This is a genomic window from Azospirillum tabaci (genome assembly GCF_014596085.1).
Lineage (GTDB): Bacteria > Pseudomonadota > Alphaproteobacteria > Azospirillales > Azospirillaceae > Azospirillum > Azospirillum tabaci.
Map to the genome: position 1 here is coordinate 1 of NZ_JACCJY010000003.1, position 24973 is coordinate 24973.

The 24973-nt window shown below is 68.5% G+C and carries 19 protein-coding genes and 1 tRNA gene; 18 read left to right on the forward strand and 2 right to left on the reverse strand.

The genetic code is table 11. The features are described 5' to 3' along the window. The first annotated feature begins 130 nt into the window (after positions 1–130). From H0B54_RS05090 to H0B54_RS05130, 9 genes are all read left to right on the forward strand, one after another. Positions 131–207 (forward strand) — tRNA-Met (locus H0B54_RS05090). A gap of 447 nt (positions 208–654) precedes the next feature. Continuing rightward, positions 655–2310, forward strand: coding sequence for an ABC transporter substrate-binding protein (locus H0B54_RS05095; protein ID WP_246472344.1), 1656 nt, complete (start codon positions 655–657; stop codon positions 2308–2310). Between the two features lie 6 nt (positions 2311–2316). Beyond that, complete coding sequence (locus H0B54_RS05100; RefSeq protein ID WP_094307401.1) at positions 2317–3285, forward strand: ABC transporter permease; 969 nt, start codon at positions 2317–2319, stop codon at positions 3283–3285. 3 nt (positions 3286–3288) lie between these two features. Then, positions 3289–4170, forward strand: a complete 882-nt coding sequence (locus H0B54_RS05105; protein WP_188259493.1) for an ABC transporter permease — start codon at positions 3289–3291, stop codon at positions 4168–4170. Continuing rightward, positions 4167–5174, forward strand: a complete 1008-nt coding sequence (locus tag H0B54_RS05110; RefSeq protein ID WP_188259494.1) for an ABC transporter ATP-binding protein — start codon at positions 4167–4169, stop codon at positions 5172–5174. The genes H0B54_RS05105 and H0B54_RS05110 overlap by 4 nt, the downstream gene beginning before the upstream one ends. Beyond that, positions 5164–6189, forward strand: a complete 1026-nt coding sequence (locus H0B54_RS05115; protein ID WP_188259495.1) for an ABC transporter ATP-binding protein — start codon at positions 5164–5166, stop codon at positions 6187–6189. The genes H0B54_RS05110 and H0B54_RS05115 overlap by 11 nt, the downstream gene beginning before the upstream one ends. 165 nt (positions 6190–6354) lie before the next feature. Then, complete coding sequence (locus tag H0B54_RS05120) at positions 6355–7392, forward strand: aliphatic amidase (RefSeq protein ID WP_188259496.1); 1038 nt, start codon at positions 6355–6357, stop codon at positions 7390–7392. Between the two features lie 37 nt (positions 7393–7429). Further along, the gene (locus H0B54_RS05125; protein ID WP_188259722.1) at positions 7430–8227 is read left to right on the forward strand and encodes a CbbQ/NirQ/NorQ/GpvN family protein; all 798 of its coding nucleotides are present in this window, start codon (positions 7430–7432) and stop codon (positions 8225–8227) included. A gap of 6 nt (positions 8228–8233) precedes the next feature. After that, positions 8234–9901 (forward strand): nitric oxide reductase activation protein NorD, encoded by a 1668-nt coding sequence (locus tag H0B54_RS05130; protein ID WP_188259497.1) that lies wholly within the window; start codon positions 8234–8236, stop codon positions 9899–9901. Between the two features lie 13 nt (positions 9902–9914). Here H0B54_RS05130 and H0B54_RS05135 read toward each other — a convergent pair whose 3' ends face one another. Next, complete coding sequence (locus tag H0B54_RS05135) at positions 9915–10853, reverse strand: response regulator transcription factor (RefSeq protein WP_188259498.1); 939 nt, start codon at positions 10851–10853, stop codon at positions 9915–9917. Next, entirely contained in the window at positions 10822–14313 is a 3492-nt protein-coding gene (locus H0B54_RS05140) for a hybrid sensor histidine kinase/response regulator (protein WP_246472345.1), read from the reverse strand. The genes H0B54_RS05135 and H0B54_RS05140 overlap by 32 nt, the downstream gene beginning before the upstream one ends. Before the next feature lie 405 nt (positions 14314–14718). On the opposite strand from H0B54_RS05140, the gene urtA (H0B54_RS05145) reads away from it, so the two are divergent. From urtA (H0B54_RS05145) to H0B54_RS05185, 9 genes are all read left to right on the forward strand, one after another. Continuing rightward, positions 14719–15993 carry an urea ABC transporter substrate-binding protein gene (gene urtA / locus H0B54_RS05145; protein WP_188259499.1) on the forward strand — a complete coding sequence of 425 codons (1275 nt, stop codon included), beginning with the start codon at positions 14719–14721 and terminating at the stop codon, positions 15991–15993. 146 nt (positions 15994–16139) lie between these two features. Continuing rightward, complete coding sequence (urtB, locus tag H0B54_RS05150; RefSeq protein ID WP_188259500.1) at positions 16140–17066, forward strand: urea ABC transporter permease subunit UrtB; 927 nt, start codon at positions 16140–16142, stop codon at positions 17064–17066. 13 nt (positions 17067–17079) lie between these two features. Beyond that, positions 17080–18234, forward strand: coding sequence for an urea ABC transporter permease subunit UrtC (gene urtC / locus H0B54_RS05155; RefSeq protein ID WP_188259501.1), 1155 nt, complete (start codon positions 17080–17082; stop codon positions 18232–18234). A 13-nt stretch (positions 18235–18247) separates the two neighbouring features. Further along, complete coding sequence (urtD, locus tag H0B54_RS05160; RefSeq protein ID WP_137141180.1) at positions 18248–18994, forward strand: urea ABC transporter ATP-binding protein UrtD; 747 nt, start codon at positions 18248–18250, stop codon at positions 18992–18994. Positions 18995–19008: 14 nt separating this feature from the next. Further along, positions 19009–19698 carry an urea ABC transporter ATP-binding subunit UrtE gene (gene urtE / locus H0B54_RS05165; RefSeq protein ID WP_094307388.1) on the forward strand — a complete coding sequence of 230 codons (690 nt, stop codon included), beginning with the start codon at positions 19009–19011 and terminating at the stop codon, positions 19696–19698. Between the two features lie 161 nt (positions 19699–19859). After that, the gene (urtA, locus tag H0B54_RS30480; protein ID WP_188259502.1) at positions 19860–22280 is read left to right on the forward strand and encodes an urea ABC transporter substrate-binding protein; all 2421 of its coding nucleotides are present in this window, start codon (positions 19860–19862) and stop codon (positions 22278–22280) included. A gap of 54 nt (positions 22281–22334) precedes the next feature. Beyond that, positions 22335–23567 carry a formamidase gene (fmdA, locus tag H0B54_RS05175; protein ID WP_094302374.1) on the forward strand — a complete coding sequence of 411 codons (1233 nt, stop codon included), beginning with the start codon at positions 22335–22337 and terminating at the stop codon, positions 23565–23567. Between the two features lie 21 nt (positions 23568–23588). Then, entirely contained in the window at positions 23589–23939 is a 351-nt protein-coding gene (locus H0B54_RS05180; protein ID WP_094302375.1) for an FmdB family zinc ribbon protein, read from the forward strand. A 209-nt stretch (positions 23940–24148) separates the two neighbouring features. Then, positions 24149–24943: a UTRA domain-containing protein gene (locus tag H0B54_RS05185; RefSeq protein ID WP_188259503.1), complete on the forward strand. Its 795-nt coding sequence runs from the start codon at positions 24149–24151 to the stop codon at positions 24941–24943. Positions 24944–24973: the final 30 nt, after the last annotated feature.

The following is a 24973-nucleotide window of genomic DNA, read 5'->3' on the forward strand; positions in this document are numbered from 1 at the left end:
AAGACGTGGGAGAGTAGGTCGCCGCCAGGTCACCACGGCACACGCCACACCACACCGGAGTGGACGCAGCAGGCGTCAGTCACACTCGACAATCGTCGCCACACTGGCCGGTTCCCACCAGCAGGACATCCGCGGGGTGGAGCAGCCCGGTAGCTCGTCAGGCTCATAACCTGAAGGTCGCAGGTTCAAATCCTGCCCCCGCAACCAACTTCACCAAAAAGCCCGTCTCGCAAGAGGCGGGCTTTTTGCGTTTCGGACCAACACCGATTGGAGTGAGTTGACGTTGTCGGCAGCAACGCATCAGGCCTGGCCGAACGTCGTCTCACATTTCGGCCGCCTCGGCATTGATCCCCCCATCCAGCGCTCCTCGGTGGCCTTGCGCACGGCAGTGCGATCGCTGCGCGAGGGCCGCTGGCGGGAGCGCACATCGGACACCGCCCCTCACGCTTCGGTCATCGCCAAGGCTCCGACGATGTCGATGGACAATGCCGCCGCCGATTCACTGCCAAGACAGCAATTCCATATTTAGTATTTACTAATATAATAGTTGTTTTTTCCGGCATGCCAGCGATGCTTTTATGTGAAATCATATTGACCTCCAGATGGTCGCTGGGCTTAATCGGGCGCCTTACACAGTTCGCGCCGGAGAGCAGCATGATGGGACGGGATCGGCAGGTCGGAACGGGTATTCGCCGGAGATTGGTGGTGGCCGCGGCGGCGATGATGACGGCTGCGGTGGTGGTCGGCGTGTTCCCCGGCTCGCAGGGAAGCGCCGCAGCGCAGGAAGCGCGCCAGGGCGGCACCCTCAGCATCATCCTGCAGCCGGAACCGGTGACGCTCACACCGTCCACCAATATGGCGCAGCCGACCCAGGTGGTCGCTGGCAACATCTTTGACGGACTGGTCACCTACGACTTCGAACTGAAGCCGAAACCCGCCCTGGCCGAGCGCTGGGAGGTTGCCCCCGATGGGCTGACCATCACATTCCACCTGCGCAAAGGTGTGAAATGGCACGACGGCAAACCCTTTTCCGCCGCCGATGTGAAATGGTCGCTGGAGAACATTTGGAAGACCATCCACCCGCGCAACAAGTCGCTGTTCGAGAACGTCACCCAGGTCGACACCCCGGACGACGCGACGGTCATCCTGCGCCTGTCCAAGCCGTCGCTGCCGATCCTGTCGGTGCTGAACGGCGTCGGCGCCCCGATCCTGCCCAAGCACCTCTATGAGGGCACCGACGTCCTCAACAACCCCTACAACAACAAGCCGGTCGGCACCGGCCCCTTCGTCTTCAAGGAGTGGAAGCGCGGCGAGTATGTCGAACTGACGCGCAACCCCGATTATTGGGAGGCCGGCAAGCCGCATCTCGACCGGCTGCTGTTCCGCATCATTCCCGACGCCGCCGCCCGTGCCGCCGCCATCGAAAAGGGGGAGATCCAGTACGCCCCCTACAACCCGGTGCCGTTCCGCGACGCCGAACGGCTGGCCAAGCTGCCGCGCCTGAAGGTGGACACCCGCGGCTACGAATGGCTGTCGCCGCTGCTCTATCTCGATTTCAACGTCGAGAACGAACATCTGAAGGACGTCCGGGTGCGCCGGGCCATCGCACACGCCATCGACCGCGCCGCCCTGGCGAAGATCGTCTGGTTCGGCTACGCCAAGCCGGCGATCAGCCCGGTGCCGTCGTCGCTCGTCACCTTCCACAACGCCAAGCTGCCGCAATACCCCTTCGACGTGAAGAAGGCCGAGGCGCTGCTGGACGAGGCCGGATTCAAGCGCGACGCCAACGGCGTCCGCTTCACCCTGACCCATGACTTCCTGCCCTACGGCGATGATTACCGCCGCACCGGCGAGTTCCTCAAGCAGGCGCTGAAGCGCGTCGGCATCGAGGTGACCATCCGCTCGCAGGACAGCGCCGCCTTCATCAAGCGGGTCTATGTCGACCGCGATTTCGACTTCGCCATCTCCTACAACAACGCCTTCCCCGATCCGCAGATCGGCGTGGTGCGCGCCTTCTGGTCGGGCTGGCTCGGCACCGGCACGCCCTGGACCAACGGCTCGGGCTACCGCAACGCCAAGGCCGACGCGCTGATCCAGGCCGCCGGCGTCGAGGGCGATCCGGCCAAGCGCGTCGCGCAGTTCAACGAGTTCCAGGACATCGTTCTGGGCGACGTGCCGTCGCTGCCGCTGCTGGAGCTGAACTTCTTCTCGGTCTATTCGGCCGACCTCCAGGGCATCGTCGAGCAGGGCGATCAGGTCTACTCCTCGCTGAAGAACGCCCGCTTCGTCGACGCGCCGAAGGGGAACTGACGCGCCGTGCTGACCTATCTCAGGCGCAGCGCCGCCCAGGTGGTCTTCGTGCTCCTGGGCATCGCGCTGATCAATTTCTTCCTGCTGCATCTGGCGCCCGGCGACGCGGCCCAGGTGCTGGCGGGGGAGTCCGGGGCGGCGACGCCGGAGTACATGGAGGCGCTGCGGCGGCAGTTCGGGCTCGACCAGCCGCTCTACGTCCAGTTCCTCCGCTATCTCGGCAATCTGGTGACCTTCGACCTCGGCTATTCCTTCCGCCAGTCGCTGCCGGTCTCGGAGCTGATCCTGCAGCGCCTGCCGGCGACGCTGCTGCTGATGGGGACCGCCATCGGCTTCGCGCTGGTCGCTGGCTGCTCGCTCGGCTTCCTCGCCGCGCGGCGGGCGGGGAAGCTGACCGACACGGTGATCTCCATCGTGGCGCTGCTGTTCTACGCCACCCCGGTCTTCTGGGTCGGCATCATGCTGATCGTCGTCTTCTCCGTCATGCTGGACTGGTTGCCGGTCGGCGGCATGACCAGCGTCGAGGCCAACCTGAGCGGCCTCGCCCTGGTGGGCGACGTGGCGCTGCATCTGGTGCTGCCGGCGGTGACGCTGGGGCTGTTCTACCTCGCCATTTACGCCCGGTTGATGCGGGCGGCGATGCTGGAGGTCTACGGCCAGGACTTCGTCCGCACCGCGCGGGCCAAGGGGGTGCGGCCCCGCCGCATCGCTTGGCGCCATGTGCTGCGCAACGCCCTGCTGCCGATCGTCACCACGCTCGGCGTGCAGCTCGGCTCGATCCTCGGCGGGGCGGTGCTGGTCGAGACGGTGTTCTCCTGGCCGGGGCTGGGCCGGCTGGCCTTCGCGGCGCTCTTCCAGCGCGACCTCAACCTGCTGCTCGGCATCCTCTTCTGCTCGTCGGTGGTCGTGGTCCTCGTCAACATCGCGGTCGATCTCGTCTACACGCTGCTCGACCCGCGCATTGAACTCAACTGACCGATGGCGCTTCCAGAGACTATCTCCCTTTCGCAGGCGCGGACGGATTTCCGCGACACCACCGTCGGACGGCTGCTGCGTCGCCCCTCGGCGCTGCTCGGCCTGATCCTGCTGGCCGGCATCCTCGCCATGGCCGCCTTCGCCGACATCGCCTTCTCCGGTGACCCGCTGGACATGGCGGGGATGCCGCTGCTGCGTCCCGGCGAGGACGCCGCGTTCCCGCTCGGCACCGACATGATGGGCCGCGATCTGGCGTCGGGGATCTTCCACGGCGCCCGTGTCTCGCTGCTGATCGGCGGGGTGGCGGCGCTGGTCTCGCTGGTGATCGGCATCGGCATTGGCGCGCTGTCCGGCTATTACGGCGGCCGGATCGACCGGGCGCTGATGCGGGTGACCGAACTGTTCCAGACCATCCCGCCCTTCCTGTTCACGCTGGCGCTGGTCGCCATCCTGCAGCCGTCCATCGCCACCATCACCGCGGCCATCGGCATCACCTCCTGGTCGGGGCTGGCGCGGCTGGTGCGGGCGGAGGTGATGCGCCTGCGCAACAGCGAGCTGGCGCAAGCCTCGATCATCCTCGGCGCGTCCGACGCCCGGATCATCTTTCGGCACATCCTGCCGAACGCGCTGGCGCCGGTGATCGTCTCGGCCTCCATCCTGGTGGCGACCGCCATCCTCACCGAATCCTCGCTGTCCTTCCTCGGGCTCGGCGATCCCAACGTCGTCAGCTGGGGCGGCATGGTGGGGGCGGGCCGCGAGACGATCCGCACCGATCCGCACGTCGCCGCGATCCCCGGCGTCGCCATCGTCATCGCCGTGCTGGCCTTGAACCTGCTGGGCGACGGCCTGAACGACGTGCTGAACACAAAGGGCGAGCGGCGATGAGCGATCCCGTATCGAGGGAGCCGGTCCTGGCGGTCGACGGCCTGTCGATCGGCTTCCAGACCCGCCGCGGCCTGCTGCCGGCGGTGCGCGAGCTGTCCTTTTCGGTCCGGAGCGGCGAGATGCTCGCCATCGTTGGCGAGAGCGGCTGCGGCAAGTCGCTGACCGCGCTGGCGCTGCTCGGCCTCGTGCCGCCACCCGGCCGGGTGACTGGCGGCACGGTGCGGCTGGAGGGCCGCGACCTGCTGGCGCTCGACGAGGCGGCGCTGCGTCGTGTGCGCGGCGCCCGCATCTCAATGATCTTCCAGGAGCCGATGACCGCGCTCAACCCGGTGCTGACCGTGGGCGAGCAGATCATGGAGGCGATCCTCGAACATGAGCCGGTCAGCCGCAAGGCGGCGCGCGGGCGGGCGCTGGCCTTGCTGGAGCGGGTGCGCATCCCCGATCCGGAGCGCCGCTTTGCTGAGTATCCGCACCGCCTGTCTGGCGGCATGCGCCAGCGGGTGATGATCGCCATGGCGCTGGCCGGCGCCCCGGCCGTGCTGGTCGCCGACGAGCCGACCACCGCGCTGGACGTCACCATCCAGGCGCAGATCCTCGGCCTGATCGACGAGCTGCGGCGGGAGCAGGGCACCGCTGTGGTCTTCATCACCCATGACCTCGGCGTGGTGTCGCGCTACGTCGACCGCGTGCTGGTGATGTACGCCGGCCGCAAGGTGGAGGAGCGCGGCACCCGCGACCTGTTCGCCGATCCCCTCCACCCCTACACGCGCGGCCTGATCGCCGCGCAGCCGCGGGCGGGCGCCGGACCGGCCGGTGCCGAGCGGCAACGTCTGGCCGAGATTCCCGGAACCGTTCCAGCGCTGGCGGCGATGCCCGCCGGCTGCGCCTTCGCTCCGCGCTGCGCGCTGGCCGACGAGCGCTGCGTCCAAGCCGTTCCGCCGGCGCGCCGGGCCGGAAGCGGCCTCGTCGCCTGCCATCACGCGGGAGAGACCCATGCCGTCTGACGCCGCCCTCGCCACGCCCGCGGTTGCCACCACCGGAGCCTCCACCGCCGCCGCCCCGGTGCTGCGGGTGAGCGGGCTGTCCGTCGAGTACCGGACGGCGCGCGGCGTCGTCCATGCGCTCGACGACGTGTCCTTCGAACTGGCGCCCGGCGAGACGCTGGGGATCGTCGGTGAATCCGGCTGCGGGAAATCGACCCTGGCGCGGGCGGTGGTCCGGCTGCTCGACCCCAGCGCCGGCACCATCCGGCTGGGGGACACGGACATCACCCACGCCTCGCGGCGGCGGATGCGCGCGGCGCGGCGCGACCTCCAGATGGTGTTGCAGGACCCGGCGGCCTCGCTCGACCCGCGCTGGACGGTCGGCGACCTGCTGGCCGAGCCGCTGGAGATCCACGGCATCGGCAGCCGCGCCGAACGACGCGCGCGCGTCGCCGACCTGCTGGGCAAGGTCGGGCTGCCGCCCGAGGCGGCGCAGCGCCGGCCGCACGAGTTCTCCGGCGGGCAGCGCCAGCGCATCGGCATCGCCCGCGCGCTGGCGCTGGAACCGAAGGTCGTGGTCCTCGACGAACCCGTCTCAGCGCTCGACGTCTCGGTCCAGGCGCAGATCCTCAATCTGCTGACCGACCTCCAGCGGACGCTGGGAGTCAGCTTCCTGTTCATCGGCCATGACCTGTCGGTGGTGGAGCACATCTCCGACCGGGTGGCGGTGATGTATCTCGGCCGGATCGTCGAGCTGGGCGGCCGCGACAGCCTGTGGCGCCGGCCCGCGCATCCCTACACCCGCGCCCTGCTCGACGCGGCCCCACGGATCGACGACGGCGCCGCTCCTCCCGGACCGGGTTTGACCGGCGACACGCCCAGCCCCTACGAGCTGCCATCGGGCTGCCGCTTCCACACCCGCTGCCCGATCGCCGCCGATCTCTGCCGGCGCGAGGCGCCAGCGACGCGGGCGCTGTCGCCGGGCCACCTCGTCGCCTGCCATTTCGCGGAGGGTGGGACGCCGCCCTCGGGTTGACCCGGGGGCTGACCGGCCATACGGGGAATCGCGTATTCCCGTCCACCAGCCGCTCCCCGATGATCGGTCGGGACGAAGAAGCGTGCGAAAACAATGCGGAAGCCGGATGTCGAACCCGCTTCCCGCGCGCGCCGCCCCATGCCCCCGTCACGCAGGGAGATCGAGATGATCCACGGCGATATCACCAGCAGCAACGACACCGTCGGCGTCGCCGTCGTCAATTACAAGATGCCGCGCCTTCACACCAAGGCGGAGGTGCTGGAGAACGCGCAGAAGATCGCCGACATGCTGATCGGCATGAAGACGGGCCTGCCCGGCCTCGACCTCGTGATCTTCCCCGAATATTCCACCCATGGGATCATGTATGATTCCAAGGAGATGTACGAGACCGCCGCGACCATCCCCGGCGACGAGACGGCGATCTTCGCAGCGGCCTGCCGCAAGGCGAAGGTGTGGGGCGTCTTCTCCCTGACCGGCGAGCGGCACGAGGAACATCCCCACAAGGCGCCCTACAACACGCTGATCCTAATGAACGATCAGGGCGAGATCGTGCAGAAGTATCGCAAGATCATGCCCTGGGTGCCGATCGAGGGCTGGTATCCGGGCACCTGCACCTACGTGTCGGAGGGGCCGAAGGGACTGAAGGTCAGCCTGATCATCTGCGACGACGGCAATTATCCCGAGATCTGGCGCGACTGCGCCATGAAGGGGGCGGAGCTGATCGTCCGCTGCCAGGGCTACATGTACCCGGCCAAAGATCAGCAGGTGCTGATGGCCAAGGCGATGGCCTGGGCCAACAACACCTATGTCGCGGTGGCGAACGCCGCCGGTTTCGACGGCGTCTATTCCTACTTCGGCCATTCCGCCATCGTCGGCTTCGACGGCCGCACGCTGGGCGAATGCGGCGAGGAGGAGTACGGAATCCAGTACGCCCAGCTCTCCAAGTCGCTGATCCGCGATTTCCGCAAGAACGGGCAGTCGGAGAACCATCTCTTCAAGCTGGTCCACCGCGGCTACACCGGCATGATCAACAGCCATGACGGGGTGAAGGGGGAGGCGGCCTGTCCCTACGACTTCTACCGCCAGTGGGTGAGCGATCCCGAGGGCACGCGGGCCATGGTGGAATCCTTCACCCGCCCCACGGTCGGCACGCCCGAATGCCCGATCGACGGCATTCCTACGGAACAGCCGGCGCACCGCTGACCCTCCCCAGGGCAATCGCATGGCGAAAGGCGGCAGCATGGCGCTCCACACCTACCGGATCGCGCGGGAACCCTATTATTGCCCGGCCGGCGACGAGATCGCCCTCTTCGAGGCGGCCCACGCCGACCGGCTGCCGGTGATGCTGAAGGGACCGACCGGCTGCGGCAAGACCCGCTTCGTCGAGCATATGGCGTGGCGGCTCGGCCGGCCGCTCGTCACCGTGGCCTGTAACGAGGACCTGACCGCCTCCGACCTCGTCGGCCGTTACCTGCTGGAGGCGGAGGGGACGGTGTGGCAGGACGGGCCGCTGACCCTGGCGGTGCGCCATGGCGCCATCTGCTACCTCGATGAAATCGTGGAGGCGCGCGCCGACACCACGGTCGTCATCCATCCCCTGGCCGACGACCGGCGGGCGCTCCCGCTCGACAAGCGGAACGAACTGGTGACCGCCCACCCCGACTTCCAGCTCGTCATCGCCTACAACCCCGGCTACCAGAGCGTGGCGAAGGATTTGAAGGAATCGACCAAGCAGCGCTTCGCCGCGCTGGAGTTCGGCTATCCGGCGGCGGCCGTCGAGGCCGAGATCGTCGCGCACGAGGCCGGGATCGAACCGGAGGTGGCCCGGCGTGTCGTCGCGGTGGCGGAACGCAGCCGCAACCTGCGCGGCCGCGGGCTGGAGGAGGGCGCGTCGACCCGCATGCTGATCCACGCCGGCCGGCTGATCGCCCGCGGCGTCGCGCCCGAGGCCGCCTGCCGGATGGCCATCGTCCTGCCGCTGACCGACGATTCCGACCTGCGCGACGCGCTGGCGGCGGCGGTCGGCGCCTGCTTCTGACCAGCGATGGACGGTGTTGACGGCCTGATCGCCCTGGCCGATGTCGAACGCCGGCTGAGGGCCTATGGGACGGCGTTGTGGGGAGTCGATCCGCCCTTGCGGCCCCTGGTCGGGGAGGGCGACCCGGCGGCGCTGCGGCCCTGCTTCGACGCCGACCTCGTCCGGCTTCCCGCGGTTTGGCCCTCCCTGGCGCTTTACCGGGCGGCGCTGGCGCATGTCGGGGCGCACCGGATGTTCTCGCGCCCCTTGCCGGCCAAGGGGCTGAAGCCTCTGCTGACCATCGTCGTCTCGCTGGTCGAGGACGCCCGGGTCGAGCATCTGGCCATGCGGCGCCTTCCCGGTCTGCGGCGGCTGTGGGCGCCGTTCCATCGGGTCGAACCCTCGCCGTCCCTGATGGCGGCGGACCTGCTGGAGCGGCTGGCGCGCGCCCTGTTCGACGCCGGATACCGGGACGGCAACGCCTGGGTCGACAAGGGGCAGCGCCTGTTCTTCGAGCGGCCGGAGCGCTGGGAGAATCCCAATTTCAGCCTAGCGCTCGGCGGCGATCTTGCCGGCGACCTCGGTAAGACGCGGGTCCAGATCAACGCCCGAGGGCACCGTGTCGACCCCGCCTACCGCGACGACAATGGCGGGCTTTGGCTGTACGACACCCCGCCGGAGCCGCCGCGCGACGCCGACGATCCGCTTGAGGCGGTTCGGCCGGAGCCGATGGAGGGGGAGGGGAACCGTCGAAACGGACCGCCGCAGGCCCTACCGGCCCCGGCCCCGCTCGCCGCCGCCGCCGAGACGACCGCGCTGCGGCCGGTGGCGCGCTACCCGGAATGGGACCACCGCATCGGCCTGCACCGGCCCGGCTTCGTCCAGGTGGTCGAGTGCGAGCCCGAGCACCAGCCGCCGATGGATGTGCCCGCCGATCACAGGCTCGCCGGTCGGGTCCGCGCCCTGATCCGCCACGCGGTGGTGGCGCGGCCGGAGCGGCTGCGGCGGCAGCGGGAGGGCGACGCCCTCGACCTCGACGCCTGCATCGCGGCGACCGCGGCCCGGCGCCACGGTCATGCTCCGGACATGCGGGTCTATCGGCGGGTGCGGCGGCGCGGCCGCGACCTGTCGGTCCTGCTGTTGCTCGACGCGTCGCACTCGACCAAGGATCCGGTGGGGGACGGCACGGTGCTGGACCTCGAACGCCGGTCGGCCGACCTGCTGGCCGGCGCGCTGGCTGCGGCCGGCGACCGCTTCGCCCTGGCCGCCTTCCGTTCCGATGGGCGGGAGGCGGTGCATTGGCTGCCGGTCAAGCGTTTCGCCGAGCACTACGACGCGGCGGCGCGCGGGCGTCTGGCCGGGCTGGACGGGCGCTGGTCGACGCGGATGGGGGCGGCGATCCGCCACGCCGGCACGACGCTCGCCGCTCAGCCGACGCTGCGCCGCCTGCTGCTGCTGGTCACCGACGGCGAACCGTCCGACATCGACTGTCCCGATCCGCGCCATCTGGTGGAGGACGCCCGCAAGGCGGTGCGGGAACTGGCCGGGCGGGGCATCGACGTGGTCTGCGTGGCGCTGGGCGGCGATGCCAGGACGCATCACCGCATCTTCGGCCGGCGCAACGTGCTGCCGGTCGACCGGGTGGAGCGGCTGCCCGAAATCCTGCCGACCGTCTATGTCCGGCTGACCGGGTAAGAATCCTGGATTTCTACCGGCCGTTCAGCGCCCGCACCGCCATCGCGGCGGCGGCGGCACGGTTCTCGACGCCGAGCTTCGAATAGATCTGCTCCAGGTGCTTGTCGACCGTGCGCGGGCTGAGGCCGAGGATTTCGGCGATGTCGCGGTTGGGCTTGCCGTTGGCGACCCACATCAGCACCTCCGCCTCCCGCGGCGTCAGGGACAGCTTGTCCTTGAGCTGCGTGTCCTCGCCGGCGCCCGACTCCTCGGCCAGTTGAAGCAGGATCTCGTCGGGACCGGTCTGGCCGACCGGGCTCAGGCGCAGGCGACGGCCGTCCGCGCCGGTGGCGATCACCACGCTGTCGGGCTTGCGCCCGGGACCGCCGGCCTGACGGTCGGCCAGCCAGCGCCGCGCCTCCTCCGGCAAGGAGACGCCGCCCCCTCCGGCGGTGCCGAAGGCCGCCTCCAGCATGCGGGTGGTCTGCGGCGTGCACCACAGCACCTCGCCCCGGTGGTTGGCGGCCAGCAGGGTGCGGCCGGTGACGTCCAGCGCCGCCCGCGTGCTCTGGGCCACGCGGGCGTTGGCGAGATGGGCGTACATGCGGGCGATCAGGGTCTCGGCGACGATGGGCTTGGTGACGTAATCAACCCCGCCGGCGGCGAAGCCCTTCAGGATGTGCTCCGTCTCGGTCAGTCCGGTCATGAAGATGACCGGGACGTGGGCGACCTGGCTGCTGCGTTTCAACTGCCGGCAGGTTTCGAAACCGTCCAGCCCCGGCATGATGGCGTCCATCAGGATGACGTCGGGCGTCACCTGCTCCAGCAAGGCCAGCGCCTTGCGGCCGTCCAGCGCGACCAGCACGGTCACCCCGGCCTCCTCCAGCGCGTCGGTCAGGAAGCTGAGGGCTTCGGGCGAGTCGTCGACGACGAGGACGACGTCACGCGGTCTGGTTACGGATTTCATCGTCATGGCTGGACTCGTCATGGCGGGGTTTGTCATGGCCGGGCATGACCGGGCGGGGTTTGTCATGGCTGTCATCGCGGTACACCGCCTCCAGCGCGGCCATATACTGGTTGAGGTCGTAATTGCTGACGAGCGTGCGCATGCGGCCGACGAAGCGCTCCAGCTCGGGATGGGCGGCGGCGATCTCGGCGAGCTTGGCCTGCATGCCGCGCACGTAGCCGATGCGGCCGAGATGGATCAACTCGGCGATGTGGTGCTGCGGCGGCAGCTCCGCCGCGGCGAAGACCGGCGGTCCGGCGTCGGTGTCGGCCGGCACCTCGTACTCCCACTCGATGCCGCGCAGCCGGCCGATGCAGGCCAGCAGCTTCGGAATGGACACCGGCTTGGCGGCGAACCCGTCATGGGGTTGGTTGCCGTCGGCCTCCTGCCCGGCGAAGCGGTCCTCGCGCGTGTCGGCGGACACCAGGACGATGGTGGTGTCGCTGTGGCCGGCGGCGCGCAGGCGCCGCGCCACCTCCAGCCCGTTCATGCCGGGCATGGAGATGTCGAGCAGCAGGATGTCCGGCCGGTGCAACTCCGCCATGGCGAGGCAGTTCGGCCCGTCGGTCGCCTTGAACACGGTGAAGCCCAGCTCCGCCAGCAGGTCGGCCAACAGGTTGCGGTGGGCGAGGTCGTCGTCGGTGACCAGCACGGTCAGGCGCGGCCCGCGATAGCCCCGGATCGGGTGGTCGGGCTGGCTGGCGGCGTTGGACAGCATCGCCGCCGACATCATCAGCCGCACCCGGAACAGGCTGCCCTTGCCGGGCGTGCTGGTCACGGTGATCTCGCCGCCCATCACCTCGGTCAGCAGCTTGGTGATGGTCAGGCCGAGGCCCATGCCGGGCACCATCGGGTTGGCGGCCGACCCGCGCTCGAACGGTTCGAAGATGCGCTCGCGGTCGGCCTCGGCGATGCCGGGGCCGGTGTCCTCCACCTCGAACTCGGCGATCTGGCTGCGGTGGCGCACGCGCAGGCAGACCGAGCCGGAATCGGTGAACTTGATGGCGTTGGACAGCAGGTTGATGAGGATCTGGCGGATGCGCCCCTCGTCGGTGAAGACGACCGGCGGCAGGTCCTCCGGCGCGTCGAAGCGGAAGGCGATGCCCTTGGCCTCCGCCTGCAGGTGGAACATGCCGACGAGCTGGTCGAGCAGGTCGCCGAAGCGCACCTCCCCGCGGTTCAGCTGCAGCCGGCCGCTTTCGATCTTCGACACGTCGAGCAGACCATCGAGCAGGCCGGCCAGATGCTCGGCGCTGCGCCGGATGACGCGGACGGCGTCGACCCGGTGCGGCGGCATGGCGGGGTCGCGCTCCAGGATCTGCGCATAGCCGAAGATGGCGCTGAGCGGGGTGCGGAACTCATGGCCGATGCCGACCAGATAGCGGCTCTTGGCGAGGTTCGCCGCCTCCGCCGCCTCCTTGGCCTTTTGAAGCTGGGCGTCGGTGCGCTCGTGGGCCTCGATCTCCCGGATCAGCAGGGCGGTCTGCTTCTGCGTCTCCTCCTGCGCCACCTTGCGGCTCTCCCGGGCCAGAACGAACAGCCAGGTGGCGACGCCGGCGACGATCATCAGGATGAAGAAGACCTTCCACAGCGTGCTGCCGATCAGCGCCTGCGCCTCGGCGTTGACCGAGGCGACCTCGACATAGACCAGCGCCAGCACCGCGCCGACCGCCAGCGCCAGCATCAGCAGGACGCCCAGATAATGGCCGAGCCGCGCCTTCAGCGCCGTCGCCGCCCTCGGCGGCAGCACGGCGTCCAGCGCGTGGCGCAGCTGCACGCCCAGCCGGGCGTCGGTCTTGCAGCCGTCGCCGCAGCGGGCGTCCAGCGAGCAGCAGAGCGAGCAGATGGCCCCGGCATAGATCGGGCAGTGGGCCATGTCCTCCGTCTCGAAGGCGTGCTGGCAGATGCAGCAACGGATCGCCTCCTCGCCGTTCCAGTCGTCGAAGGGGCGGCGCGCGATGTAATAGCCGCCGCGCGTCGCCCAGGCGATGGCGGGGGCCGCGACGAAGGCGGTGGCGAAGGCGAGGAAGGGCGCGCAGACCTTCAGCGTCGGCCCCAGCGCGTCGAGGAAGGCCAGCATCGACAGCACCGTCGCCAGCAGCATGGCACCGACGCCCACCGGGTTGATGTCGTAGAGGTGCGCGCGCTTGAACTCGACGTGGCGCGGGCTGAGGCCCAGCGGCTTGTTCACCACCAGATCGGCGACCAGAGCGCCGATCCAGGAGGCGGCGACGCTGGAATAGAGCCCTAGCACCGGCTCCAGCGTCTTGTAGATGCCGAGTTCCATCAGCATCAGGCCGATGACGACGTTGAACACCACCCAGACCACCCGCCCAGGATGGCTGTGGGTCAGGCGCGAGAAGAAGTTCGACCAGGCGATGGAGCCGGCGTAGGTGTTGGTGACGTTGATCTTGAGCTGCGACAGCACGACGAACAGGCCGGTCAGGCCGAGGGCGAGCTGCGGCGACGGCGTCACGTACTGGAAAGCGACGAGGTACATCCGCGTCGGCTCCGCCGCCATCTCCAGCGGCACGGCGTTCTGCAACGCCAGCACCACCAGGAAGGAGCCGAGCAGCAGCTTGATCGTGCCGATGACGATCCAGCCCGGCCCGGCGGCCACCAGCGCCGCCCACCAGCGCAGCCGCTTGGCGCCCGTGGCGTCGGGGTCGTAGGGCAGGAAGCGGATGAAATCGACCTGCTCGCCGATCTGCGCCAGCAGCGAGAACACCACCGACGCCGCCGCGCCGAACAGCATCAGGTCGAAGGCGCCGCCGCCCGCGTCCGCCGCCTGGCCGGTGAAGCTGGTCCAGGCGGTGAAGGATTCGCTGTCTTGGACGGCGATGAACAGGAAGGGCAGGGCGTGCAGCGCCAGCCACAGCGGCTGGGTCCACAGCTGGATGCGGCTGATGACGGTGAAGCCGTAGGCGACCAGCGGGATGACCAGAAGCGAGCTGACGACGTAGCCGGCGGCGAGCGGCAGGTCGAAGACCATCTCCAGCGCCGTCGCCATGATCGCCGCCTCGATGGCGAAGAAGATGAAGGTGAAGGAGGCGTAGATCAGCGACGTGATGGTGGAGCCGATGTAGCCGAAGCCGGCGCCGCGCGTCAGCAGGTCCATGTCCACGCCGTAGCGGCTGGCGTAGTAGCTGATCGGCAGCGCGCTGGCGAAGATCAGAACCGCGGCGGCCAGGATGGCGAGGGCCGCGTTGGTGAAGCCGTAGTTCAGGGTGATCGCCCCGCCGATGGCCTCCAGCGCCAGGAAGGAGATCGAGCCGAGCGCCGTGTTGGCGACACGCAACGGCGACCACCGCCGCGCTTTTCGCGCCGTGAAGCGCAGCGCATAGTCCTCCAGCGTCTGGTTGGCAACCCAACGGTTGTAGGTCCGCCGGATCGCGACCACCCTCTGGCGCCCCGCCATCGGCCCCATTCACCCTCCTGAGGATATGTTCGTATAACTGATTGTTTATTGACCCTGTTTCCGGGCATTTTCGACAATAAAGCCTGCGTCCCCGCCAGTCTGTCAGGAACAGATCGACCAGACAACAGAGTTGAATCGCGTCGTTTCTTGCGAGTGGAGGCAACTGTTCCACTCGCTTCCGGGTGGTTGCGGGTGCTTGGGCGGTTCCAGTCTCCCGCGATTTTATAACGATTTGCCGACCGGCGCCCCTATACGCAAATCCACGTATTGCTGCGATGCACTGTTCGGCCAACCATCGGGCTGTCCTAACGCGGAACGTTCCGCCCACCCCCCAAAAAACACCGCCTGTCCGACGGCCGCGCCCGGTTGCGCGCCGTCGTTGCAAGGCGACAACGGCGAACATCAGGAGGTTTCATGTCTTCAGACAAGTTTGATGCGGGCAAGCCCGTTGGCGGGCTGCCGTCGCCGCTCCGCCGCAAGCTCCTCCTCGGCATGGCGGCGCTGCCGGCCGTCGGGCTGCTGCCGCGCGGCGCGCTGGCCCAGGCGCTGCCGACCGACGCCGTCAACACGACGAAGCTGGCGGTCACCGACAGCACGGTGAAGGTCGGCATCCTGCATTCCACCACCGGCACCATGGCGATCTCGGAGACCGGCTCGGTTCAGGCCGAGAAGCTGGCCATCGCCCAGATCAACGAAATGGGCGGCGTGCTCGGCCGCAAGATCGAGGTGATCCAGGAGGACGGCGCCAGCGACTGGCCGACCTTCGCCGAGAAGGCGCGCAAGCTGCTGGTCGAGGACAAGGTGGCGGCGGTGTTCGGCTGCTGGACCTCCGCCTCGCGCAAGGCGGTGCTGCCGGTGTTCGAGCAGTACAACGGCATGCTCTACTACCCGACCTTCTACGAAGGGCTGGAGCAGTCGAAGAACGTCATCTACACCGGGCAGGAGGCGACCCAGCAGATCCTCGCCGGGCTGGACTGGGTGACGAAGGAGAAGGGCGCCAAGAGCTTCTTCCTGATCGGCTCCGACTACATCTGGCCGCGCACGTCCAACAAGATCGCCCGCAAGCACATCGAGATGAAGGGCCAGAAGGTGGTGGGCGAGGAATACTTCCCGCTCGGCCACACCCAGTTCAACTCGGTCATCAACAAGATCAAGCTGACCAAGCCGGACGTCATCTACGCCTCGGTGGTCGGCGGCTCGAACGTCGCCTTCTACAAGCAGATGAAGGCGGCGGGCATCGACCTGAACAAGCAGGTGCTGATGACCATCTCGGTGACCGAGGACGAGATGCTCGGCATCGGCGGCGAGAACATCGCCGGCGCCTATGCCTGCATGAAGTACTTCCAGTCCCTGCAGAATCCCAACAACGAGAAGTTCGTCGCCGCCTTCAAGAAGATGTGGGGCGCCAACAGCGTCATCGGCGACGTGACCCAGGCCGGCTATCTCGGCCCCTGGCTGTGGAAGCTGACGGTGGAGAAGGCCCAGAGCTTCGACATCGACAAGATCGCCGCGGCGTCGAACGGCATCGAGTTCACCGGCGCGCCGGAAGGCTATGTCCGCGTCCACGAGAACCATCACCTGTGGAGCAAGACCCGCGTCGGCCGCGCCCGTCCCGATGGCCAGTTCGACGTCGTCTATGAGACGGCGGACCTCATCGAGCCGAACCCGTTCCCGAAGGGCTACCAGTAAGGGACGGGGGCGTCAGACCCCCACCCTGACCCTTCCCCGCCGGGCGGGGGAGGGGACGACGGCCGAACGCCGACAAGGCTCCCGCCTCCCTCCCCTGCGCAGCGGGGGAGGGCCGGGGTGGGGCAAGTGTGACGGGAGTTCCCATCATGTTCGAGGGCTACAGCCTGGCCGAGCTCGGGTCGATCTTTGCCATGCAGGGATTCGCGGGGCTCATTCTCTTTTCCGTTTTCGTGCTGATGGCGCTGGGCCTCGCCATCATCTTCGGGCAGATGGGCGTCATCAACATGGCGCACGGGGAGTTCATGATCCTCGGCGCCTACGTGACCTACCTCTGCTCGAACGTCATCTCCAGCACCGTGCCGGCGCTGTTCCCGGCCTATTTCTTCATCGCCATGATCCTGGCCTTCTTCGCCAGCGGGGCGCTGGGGATGCTGGTGGAATGGGGGATGATCCGCTTCCTCTACCGCCGCCCGCTCGACACGCTGCTGGCGACCTGGGGGCTGAGCCTGATCCTTCAGCAGGTCTTCCGCTCGGTCTTCGGCGCGCGCGAGGTCGGCGTGGTCCTGCCGGACTGGCTGATGGGCTCGGTCGCCGTCACCGACACCATCGAGGTGCCGATCAACGGCCTGTTCGTCATGGCCCTGACCATCGCCATCACCGTCGTCATCTACACCGTGATGTTCCGATCGCGCTGGGGCCAGGGCGTGCGCGCGGTGATGCAGAACCGGGTGATGGCCGGCGCCGTCGGCATCAACACCGAGAAGGTCGACCGCTACACCTTCGGGCTCGGCTGCGGCATCGCCGGGGTGGCGGGCAGCGCCTTCACCATGGTTGGCTCGACCGGTCCGACCTCGGGCCAGCTCTACATCGTCGACACCTTCCTGGTGGTGGTGTTTGGCGGCGCCCAGAGCCTGATCGGCACCATCGCGTCGGCCTTCACCATCAGCCAGGCCCAGTCGACGATGGAGTTCTTCCTCAGCGGCTCGACCGCCAAGGTGCTGACGCTGCTGACCGTCGTCGTGATCCTGATGCTGCGCCCGCAGGGCCTGTTCGTCCTCAAAGTCCGCCGCTGAGGAGTCCATCACCATGACGCGCAACGCTCAAAACGGCCTTCTCGGGCGCATCGACGGTGACGTCGCCGGCATCCTGCTGCTGGCCGCCCTCCTGGTGATCGTCCTGCCGCTGGGGCTCGACATCTTCCGGCTGAACATGGTCGGCAAGTACCTGACCTATGCCTTCGTGGCGCTCGGCCTCGTGCTGTGCTGGGGCAGCGCCGGCATCCTGTCGCTGGGGCAGGGCATCTTCTTCGGCATCGGCGGCTACTGCATGGCGATGTTCCTGAAGCTGGAGGCCTCCAGCCCCGAGGCGACCAAGATCCAGTCCACCCCCGGCATCCCCGACTTCATGGACTGGAACCAGCTCACGGCGCTGCCCTGGTTCTGGGAGCCGTTCCACAGCCTGACCTTCTCCATCGTCGCGGTGGTGGCGGTTCCGGCGCTGCTCGCCCTCATCGTCGGGCTGGCGATGTTCAAGCGGCGGGTCGGCGGCGTCTATTTCGCCATCATCACGCAGGCCTTCGCCGCCATCCTGACCATCCTGATCGTCGGCCAGCAGGGCTACACCGGCGGCATCAACGGCATCACCGACCTGCGCACGCTGAAGGGCTGGGACATCCGCACCGACGAGGCGAAGCTGGTGCTCTACTTCGTCAACGCCGCCCTGCTGATCGGCTGCATCCTGCTCTGCCTTTACGTCCGCCGCTCCAAGCTCGGGCGCATCCTGGTGGCGCTGCGCGACAAGGAGGACCGGGTCCGCTTCTCCGGCTACGACGTCGCCAACTTCAAGATCTTCGTCTTCTGCTTCGCCGCGGCGCTGTCGGCGGTGGGCGGTGCGATGTTCACGCTGCAGGTCGGCTTCATGTCGCCGTCCTTCGTCGGCATCGTGCCCTCGATCGAGATGGTCATCTACTGCGCGGTCGGCGGCCGGCTGTCGCTGCTGGGCGCGGTCTACGGCACGCTGCTGGTCAACTGGGCCAAGACGATGCTGTCGGAGAGCTTCCCGGAGCTGTGGCTGTTCGCCATGGGCGCCCTGTTCATCGGCGTGGTGATGGTGTTCCCCAACGGGCTGGCCGGGCTCTACCAGCAGTACATCGCCCCGCGGCTGCGCCGCCCGACCGTCGGACGGACGACGATGCCCGCCGCCGCGGCGCCGATCATCCCGCCCCACACCGCCGCCGACTGAGGAGGGACGGAGCATGGCCAACAACACCGATTACCTGCTGGCGGTCGAAGGGCTGACCGTGTCCTTCGACGGGTTCAAGGCGGTCAACGACCTGTCCTTCTACGTCGACAGCAACGAGATCCACGTCATCATCGGCCCCAACGGTGCCGGCAAGACCACGGTGCTCGACCTCATCTGCGGGCGAACCAAGGCGTCCGGCGGCTCCATCAAGTTCCGCAACAAGGAACTGACGGCGATGAAGGAGCACCAGATCGTCACGGCCGGCGTCGGGCGCAAGTTCCAGAACCCGTCGATCTACGACGATCTGACGGTGTTCGAGAATCTGGAGATCTCCTACCCCCGCGGCCGCAGCGTGTTCGGCGCGCTCGCCTTCAAGCGCGACGCCGCGGTGCGCGAGCGGGTGGCCGAGATCGCCGAGATGATCTTCCTCTCTGACCATCTCGACCAGCGCGCCGAGTATCTCAGCCACGGGCAGAAGCAGTGGCTGGAGATCGGCATGCTGCTGATCCAGGACCCCGAGCTGCTGATGCTCGACGAGCCGGTCGCCGGCATGAGCGTGAACGAGCGCAAGAAGACCGCCGAGCTGCTGAACCGCATCATCCAGAACCGCTCGGTGCTGGTGATCGAGCACGACATGAAGTTCGTCGAGGACATCGCCCACCGCGTCACCGTCCTGCATCAGGGCAAGATCCTGTCGGAAGGCAGCATGGAGCGGGTGAAGAACGATCCCAAGGTCGTCGAAGTCTATCTGGGCCACTGAGCGGGGATCAAGAGATGCTGTCCGTCAATCAACTCCGCGTGTCCTACGGCGAGAGCGAGGTCCTGCACGGGCTGGACTTCACCGTGGCGCCCAACGAGATCGTCGCCATCATGGGCCGCAACGGCATGGGCAAGACGACGCTGATGAAGTCGCTGATGGGGATCGTGCCGGCGCGTTCCGGCGCCATCCGCATCGGCGGCGACGAGATTACCGGGCTGAAGAGCTACGAGCGGGTGGCGAAGGGCGTCGCCTATGTCCCGCAGGGCCGCATGATCTTCCCGACCATGACGGTTCAGGAGAATATCGAGACGGGGCTCAGCGTCCATGGCGGGCGCAGCGTTCCCGGCGATCTCTACGAGCTGTTCCCGGTGCTGCTGGAGATGAAGGGCCGGCGCGGCGGCAACCTGTCGGGCGGGCAGCAGCAGCAGCTCGCCATCGCGCGGGCGCTGGCGACGCGGCCGAAGGTGCTGCTGCTGGACGAGCCGACGGAGGGCATCCAGCCCTCGATCATCCGAGAGATGGCCCGCACCCTGCGCCGCATCCGCGACGAGAAAGGCCTCAGCATCATCGTGTCGGAGCAGGTGCTGAGCTTCGCATTGGACATCGCCGACCGCGTGCTGGTGATCGAGAACGGCGAGATCGTCCACGAGGACAGCCGCGATCAGGTCGACGAGGCGAAGGTGGCGCGGCTGCTGTCGGTTTAGGGCGCGGCGGGGATTGCCCCCTCCCTAACCCTCCCCCGCTTTCGCAGGGGAGGGGACGGATGCCGCTTCGCGCTTATCTCCCTCCCCTGCGCGAGCGGGGGAGGGTCGGGGTGGGGGCACCCGCCGCCCGCACCCCATCTCCCACCACAGAAGGATGCGCCATGACATCCGCCAAGTCCGCGTCCACCGCCTGTGCCGTGGTCGCCCTGCTGACCGCCGTGGCGACGCCGCTGACCGGGGCATCGGCGGTGCCGACCACCGGCCTTGTCCTCTCGGCCGCGCTGGCCGCCGCCGCCGCCGCGCTGGCCCACCGCCAGGGGGCCGGGCTTCGCCGGCTCGGCGACCGGGCCGCCGCGCTGGCCGGTGATGCGGTGGGCGCGGGCAACGATCCGCAACGCGACCTCGCCGCCGCCCTCGACCGCATCGCCGCCGCCGCCGAGGCCCGCGCCGCCCATGAGGCGCAGCGCGAGGCCGAGCGCAAGGCGACGGAGGAGCGCGCCGCCCGGCTGGAGGCGCTGACCCGCGACTTCGAAGGCAAAGTCGGCCGGCTGGTGCAGACCGTCTCCTCGGCGGCCGGCGAGATGACCGACACCGCCACCGCGATGAGCGGCACCGCCGAGCGCAGCAACCGGCTGTCGGCGGCGATGTCGCAATCCTCGGCCCAGGCATCGATGAACGTGCAGACCGTGGCGACGGCGACCGAGGAGCTGTCGGCCTCGATCCAGGAGATCGGCCGGCAGGTCGCCTCGTCGGCAGCCATCGCCGGCAGGGCGGTCGCCGACACCCGCCGCACCGACGCCGTGGTGCAGAGCCTCGCCGACAGCGCCGCACGGATCGGGCAGGTGATCGGGCTGATCCACGGCATCGCCGGGCAGACCAACCTGCTGGCGCTGAACGCGACCATCGAGGCGGCGCGGGCGGGGGAGGCCGGCAAGGGCTTCGCCGTGGTCGCCAGCGAGGTCAAGACGCTGGCCAACCAGACCGCCAAGGCGACCGAGGACATCGCCACCCAGGTCGGCGCCATCCAGTCGGCGACGGGCGAGGCGGTGGAGGCCATCCGCGCCATCGCCGGCACCATCGCCGAGATCAACGAGATCGCCTCGGCCATCGCCGCCGCCGTCGAACAGCAGGGAGCGGCCACCCGCGAGATCGCCCGCAACGTGCAGGAGGCGGCGCGCGGCACCGAGAGCGTGGCCTCCAACATCGTCGGCGTGTCGGATGCCGCGTCCGACACCGGCATGGCGGCCGCGCAGGTGCTCGGCGCCGCCTCCCAGGTCGCCGGCCATGCCGACGAGCTGAGCCGCGAGGTCAACAACTTTCTGGCGGAGGTCAGCCTGCAATCGGCGCTGCGTCGCCGCGCGTCCGTGGCGGGGCGCATGATGGCGACGGGCACGGCGCAGCGCGTCCAGGGCTTGGCGCCGGGCGCGCCGGCGACCGCGGCGGTGAACAGGAGCGGCATCGCCGTCGCCGACGAGGCGGTGAAGGTCGGCATCCTCCATTCCGCCACCGGCACCATGGCGCTGAGCGAGGGCGGGTCGATCCAGGCGGAGATGCTGGCGATCCAGCAGATCAACGAGTCCGGCGGCGTGCTGGGCCGGCGGATCGAGATCGTGCAGGAGGACGGCGCCAGCGACTGGCCGACCTTCGCGGCCCGCGCCGACAAGCTGCTGGCGCAGGACAAGGTGGCGGCGATCTTCGGCTGCTGGACCTCGGCCTCGCGCAAGGAGGTGCTGCCGGTCCTGGAGAAGCGCGACGGTCTGCTCTACTACCCGACCTTCTACGAGGGGCTGGAGCAGTCCCGCCACGTTATATACACCGGGCAGGAGGCGACTCAGCAGATCCTGGCCGGGCTGGACTGGGTGATGCGCGAGAAGGGGGCGAAGAGCTTCTTCCTCGTCGGGTCGGACTACATCTGGCCGCGCGCGTCGAACGCCATCGCGCGGCGCCACATCGAGGCCAAGGGCTGCCGCGTCGTCGGCGAGGACTACGCCGAACTCGGCGACACCCGCTTCGAGAGCATCGTCGCGCGGATCAAGGCGGCCAAGCCCGATGTCGTCTACGCCATCGTCGTCGGCGGCTCGAACGTCGCCTTCTACAAGCAGCTCAAGGCGGCCGGGATCGAGCTGGACCGCCAGATCCTGATGACCAACAGCGTCACCGAGGACGAGATGATGGGCATCGGCGGCGACTACATCGCCGGGGCCTTCACCTGCGCCAAGTATTTCCAGAGCCTGGAACTGCCGGCCAACCGCGCCTTCGTCGCCGCCTTCAAGGCGATGTGGGGGGCGGACAGCGTCATCGGCGACGTCACCCACAACGCCTATCTCGGCCCCTGGCTGTGGAAGCTGGCGGTCGAGAAGGCCGGCAGCTTCGACGTGGCGCGCGTCGTCGCCGCCTCGCCCGGCATCGAGTTCGCCGGGGCGCCGGCCGGCGCCTTGCGCATCCACGAGAACCATCACCTGTGGAGCCGGACCCGCATCGGCCGCGCCCGGCGCGACGGCCAGTTCGATGTGGTCTTCGAGACCCGGGACCTGATCGAGCCCAACCCCTTCCCAGACGGCTTCCGGGAACTGGCGGCCTGAGGCCCCCTCCACCCCTTCGTCACCAATCAGTCCACCAATAAGGAAGAGCAAACCATGGCTGACACCCTGATCAAGGCCGACCTGTCGCAGTCTCCCTACGAGAACGACATGATCCACAACCGCTGGCATCCGGACATCCCGATGGCGGTGACGGTGAAGCCGGGCGACGACTTCATCCTGGAATGCTACGACTGGACCGGCGGCCAGATCAAAAACGACGACGATGCCGCCGACGTGCGCGACGTCGATCTCAGCCAAGTGCATTTCCTGTCCGGCCCGGTTGGGGTCGAGGGGGCGGAGCCGGGCGACCTGCTGGTCGTCGACCTGCTGGACATCGGCGCCTTCCCGCAGCAGCAGTGGGGCTTCAACGGCTTCTTCTCCAAGCAGAACGGCGGTGGCTTCCTGACCGAGCATTTCCCGCTGGCCCAGAAGTCGATCTGGGACTTCGAGGGCATGTTCACCAAGTCGCGCCACATCCCCGGTGTGCGCTTCGCCGGGCTGATCCACCCCGGCCTGATCGGCTGCCTGCCGTCGCACGACCTGCTGGCCAAGTGGAACAAGCGCGAGCAGGCGCTGATCGACACCAACCCGACCCGCGTCCCCGGCCTCGCCAACCCGCCCTACGCGCCGACCGCGCACATGGGTCGGCTGAAGGGCGAGGCCCGCGACAAGGCGGCGGCGGAGGGTGCGCGCACCGTGCCGCCGCGCGAGCATGGCGGCAATTGCGACATCAAGGACCTGTCGCGCGGCTCGCGCATTTACTTCCCGGTCTATGTGAAGGGCGCCGGCCTGTCGATGGGCGACCTGCATTTCAGCCAGGGCGACGGTGAGATCACCTTCTGCGGCGCCATCGAGATGGCCGGCTGGGCGCATCTCAAGGTCAACCTGATCAAGGACGGCATGGCGAAGTACGGCATCAAGAACCCGATCTTCAAGCCGAGCCCGATCGTCCCGACCTACAACGACTATCTGATCTTCGAGGGCATCTCGGTCGACGAGGCGGGCGAGCAGCATTACCTGGACGTCCATGTCGCCTACCGGCAGGCCTGCCTGAACGCCATCGAGTATCTGAAGAAGTTCGGCTACTCCGGCGCCCAGGCATACTCGATCCTCGGCACCGCGCCGGTGCAGGGCCACATCAGCGGCGTGGTCGACGTGCCGAACGCCTGCGCCACCCTGTTCCTGCCGACGCAGATCTTCGACTTCGACATCACCCCGAACGCCGACGGTCCGACGAAGTTCATCAAAGGCGACGTCGACATGCCGATCGCTCAAGACCGCGTGTAACGAGAGAGGGGAGGCCGCGCCATGCCGATGTACGATTACGAGTGCCCGACCTGCGGTGATTTCACGGGAATGCGGCCGATGGCGGAAAGCGGTCTGCCGCAGCCGTGCCCCGATTGCGGGGCGCCGTCGCCGCGGGTGATCCGCATGGCGCCGGCCTTCTCCGCGCTTTCGGCCGCGACCCGGACGGCGCACGCCACCAACGAGCGCAGCGCCGACCGGCCGAAACTGCTGTCGGAGGTCGGGCCGAAGCACAAGCACGGGCCGGGCTGCGGCTGCTGCGGTGGCGGCGGCAAGAAGGGACGCTCGGTGCTCCGCACCCCCGACGGGGCGAAGGGCTTCCCGACGGCTAGGCCGTGGATGATCAGCCACTGACGCCCTGAACCCCACCGACACCGAACGGGCCGCCTCCTCCGAGGCGGGCCGGTTGCGGTTCCGGTCCCTTCCCGTTTCGACAAGGGGCCCCGCGCCAACCCGCCGTTTCCCCCACATCGCTGTTGACCAAAGCTGTATTATCGATCATACAGGTTCCTGTCTTATGGAGAGACAAGTACCGGTTTCCAGCGAGAAGGAGGCGGGGCACTGTGAAGTCGTCGGTCGAACCGCTGAAGGCGCGCCGGATCTACCTGCTGCTGCGCGACCGCATCGTCGCCGGCGACCTGCCGCCCGGCGGGCGCCTGCCGGGCGAACCGGCGCTGGCCGCCGAGCACGCGGTGTCTCGCGTCACCGTGCGCCGGGCGCTCGACCTGCTGGAGAAGGAAGGGCTGGTCCAGCGCAAGGCCGGCTCCGGCACCTTCGTCCATGACAGCCGCGCGGTCCGTCCGATCGTCGCCGACCTCTCCAACGTGCTGTCGCACCTGATCGACATGGGGCGCAGCACCGATGTGAAGCTGCTCTCCTTCGGCTATGTCGCGCCGCCGGAAGCCATTGCCGAAAGCCTGGGCCTGAAGCCGGGCGAGCGGGTCCAGCGGTCGGTGCGCGTCCGGCTGATCGACGGGGAGCCTTTCTCCTATCTGACCACCCATGTGCCGGAATGGCTCGGCCTGACCTATTCGGAGGCGGAGCTGGCGGCGCGCCCGCTGCTGGAGCTGATCGAGCGGTCGGGCGTGAAGACCGAGCGGGCGACCCAGGCGATCAACGCCACGCTGGCCGGGCCGGAGGCGGCGGCGGCGCTCGATCTGGAGATCGGCTCGCCGCTGCTGACACTGACCCGCATCGTGCACGACCCGTCCGGCCGCGGGGTGGAGCATCTGCACGCGCTGTACCGGCCCGACCGCTACAGCTTCCACATGGATCTGGTGCGCATCGGCGACGACGGGGAGCGGCGCTGGAGCCCGGCCCTGGGCCGGCCGCGCGCGCCCAGTAAAAAAGGCCGATAAGGCCAGGCCGACAAAGCCAAGACCGACAAG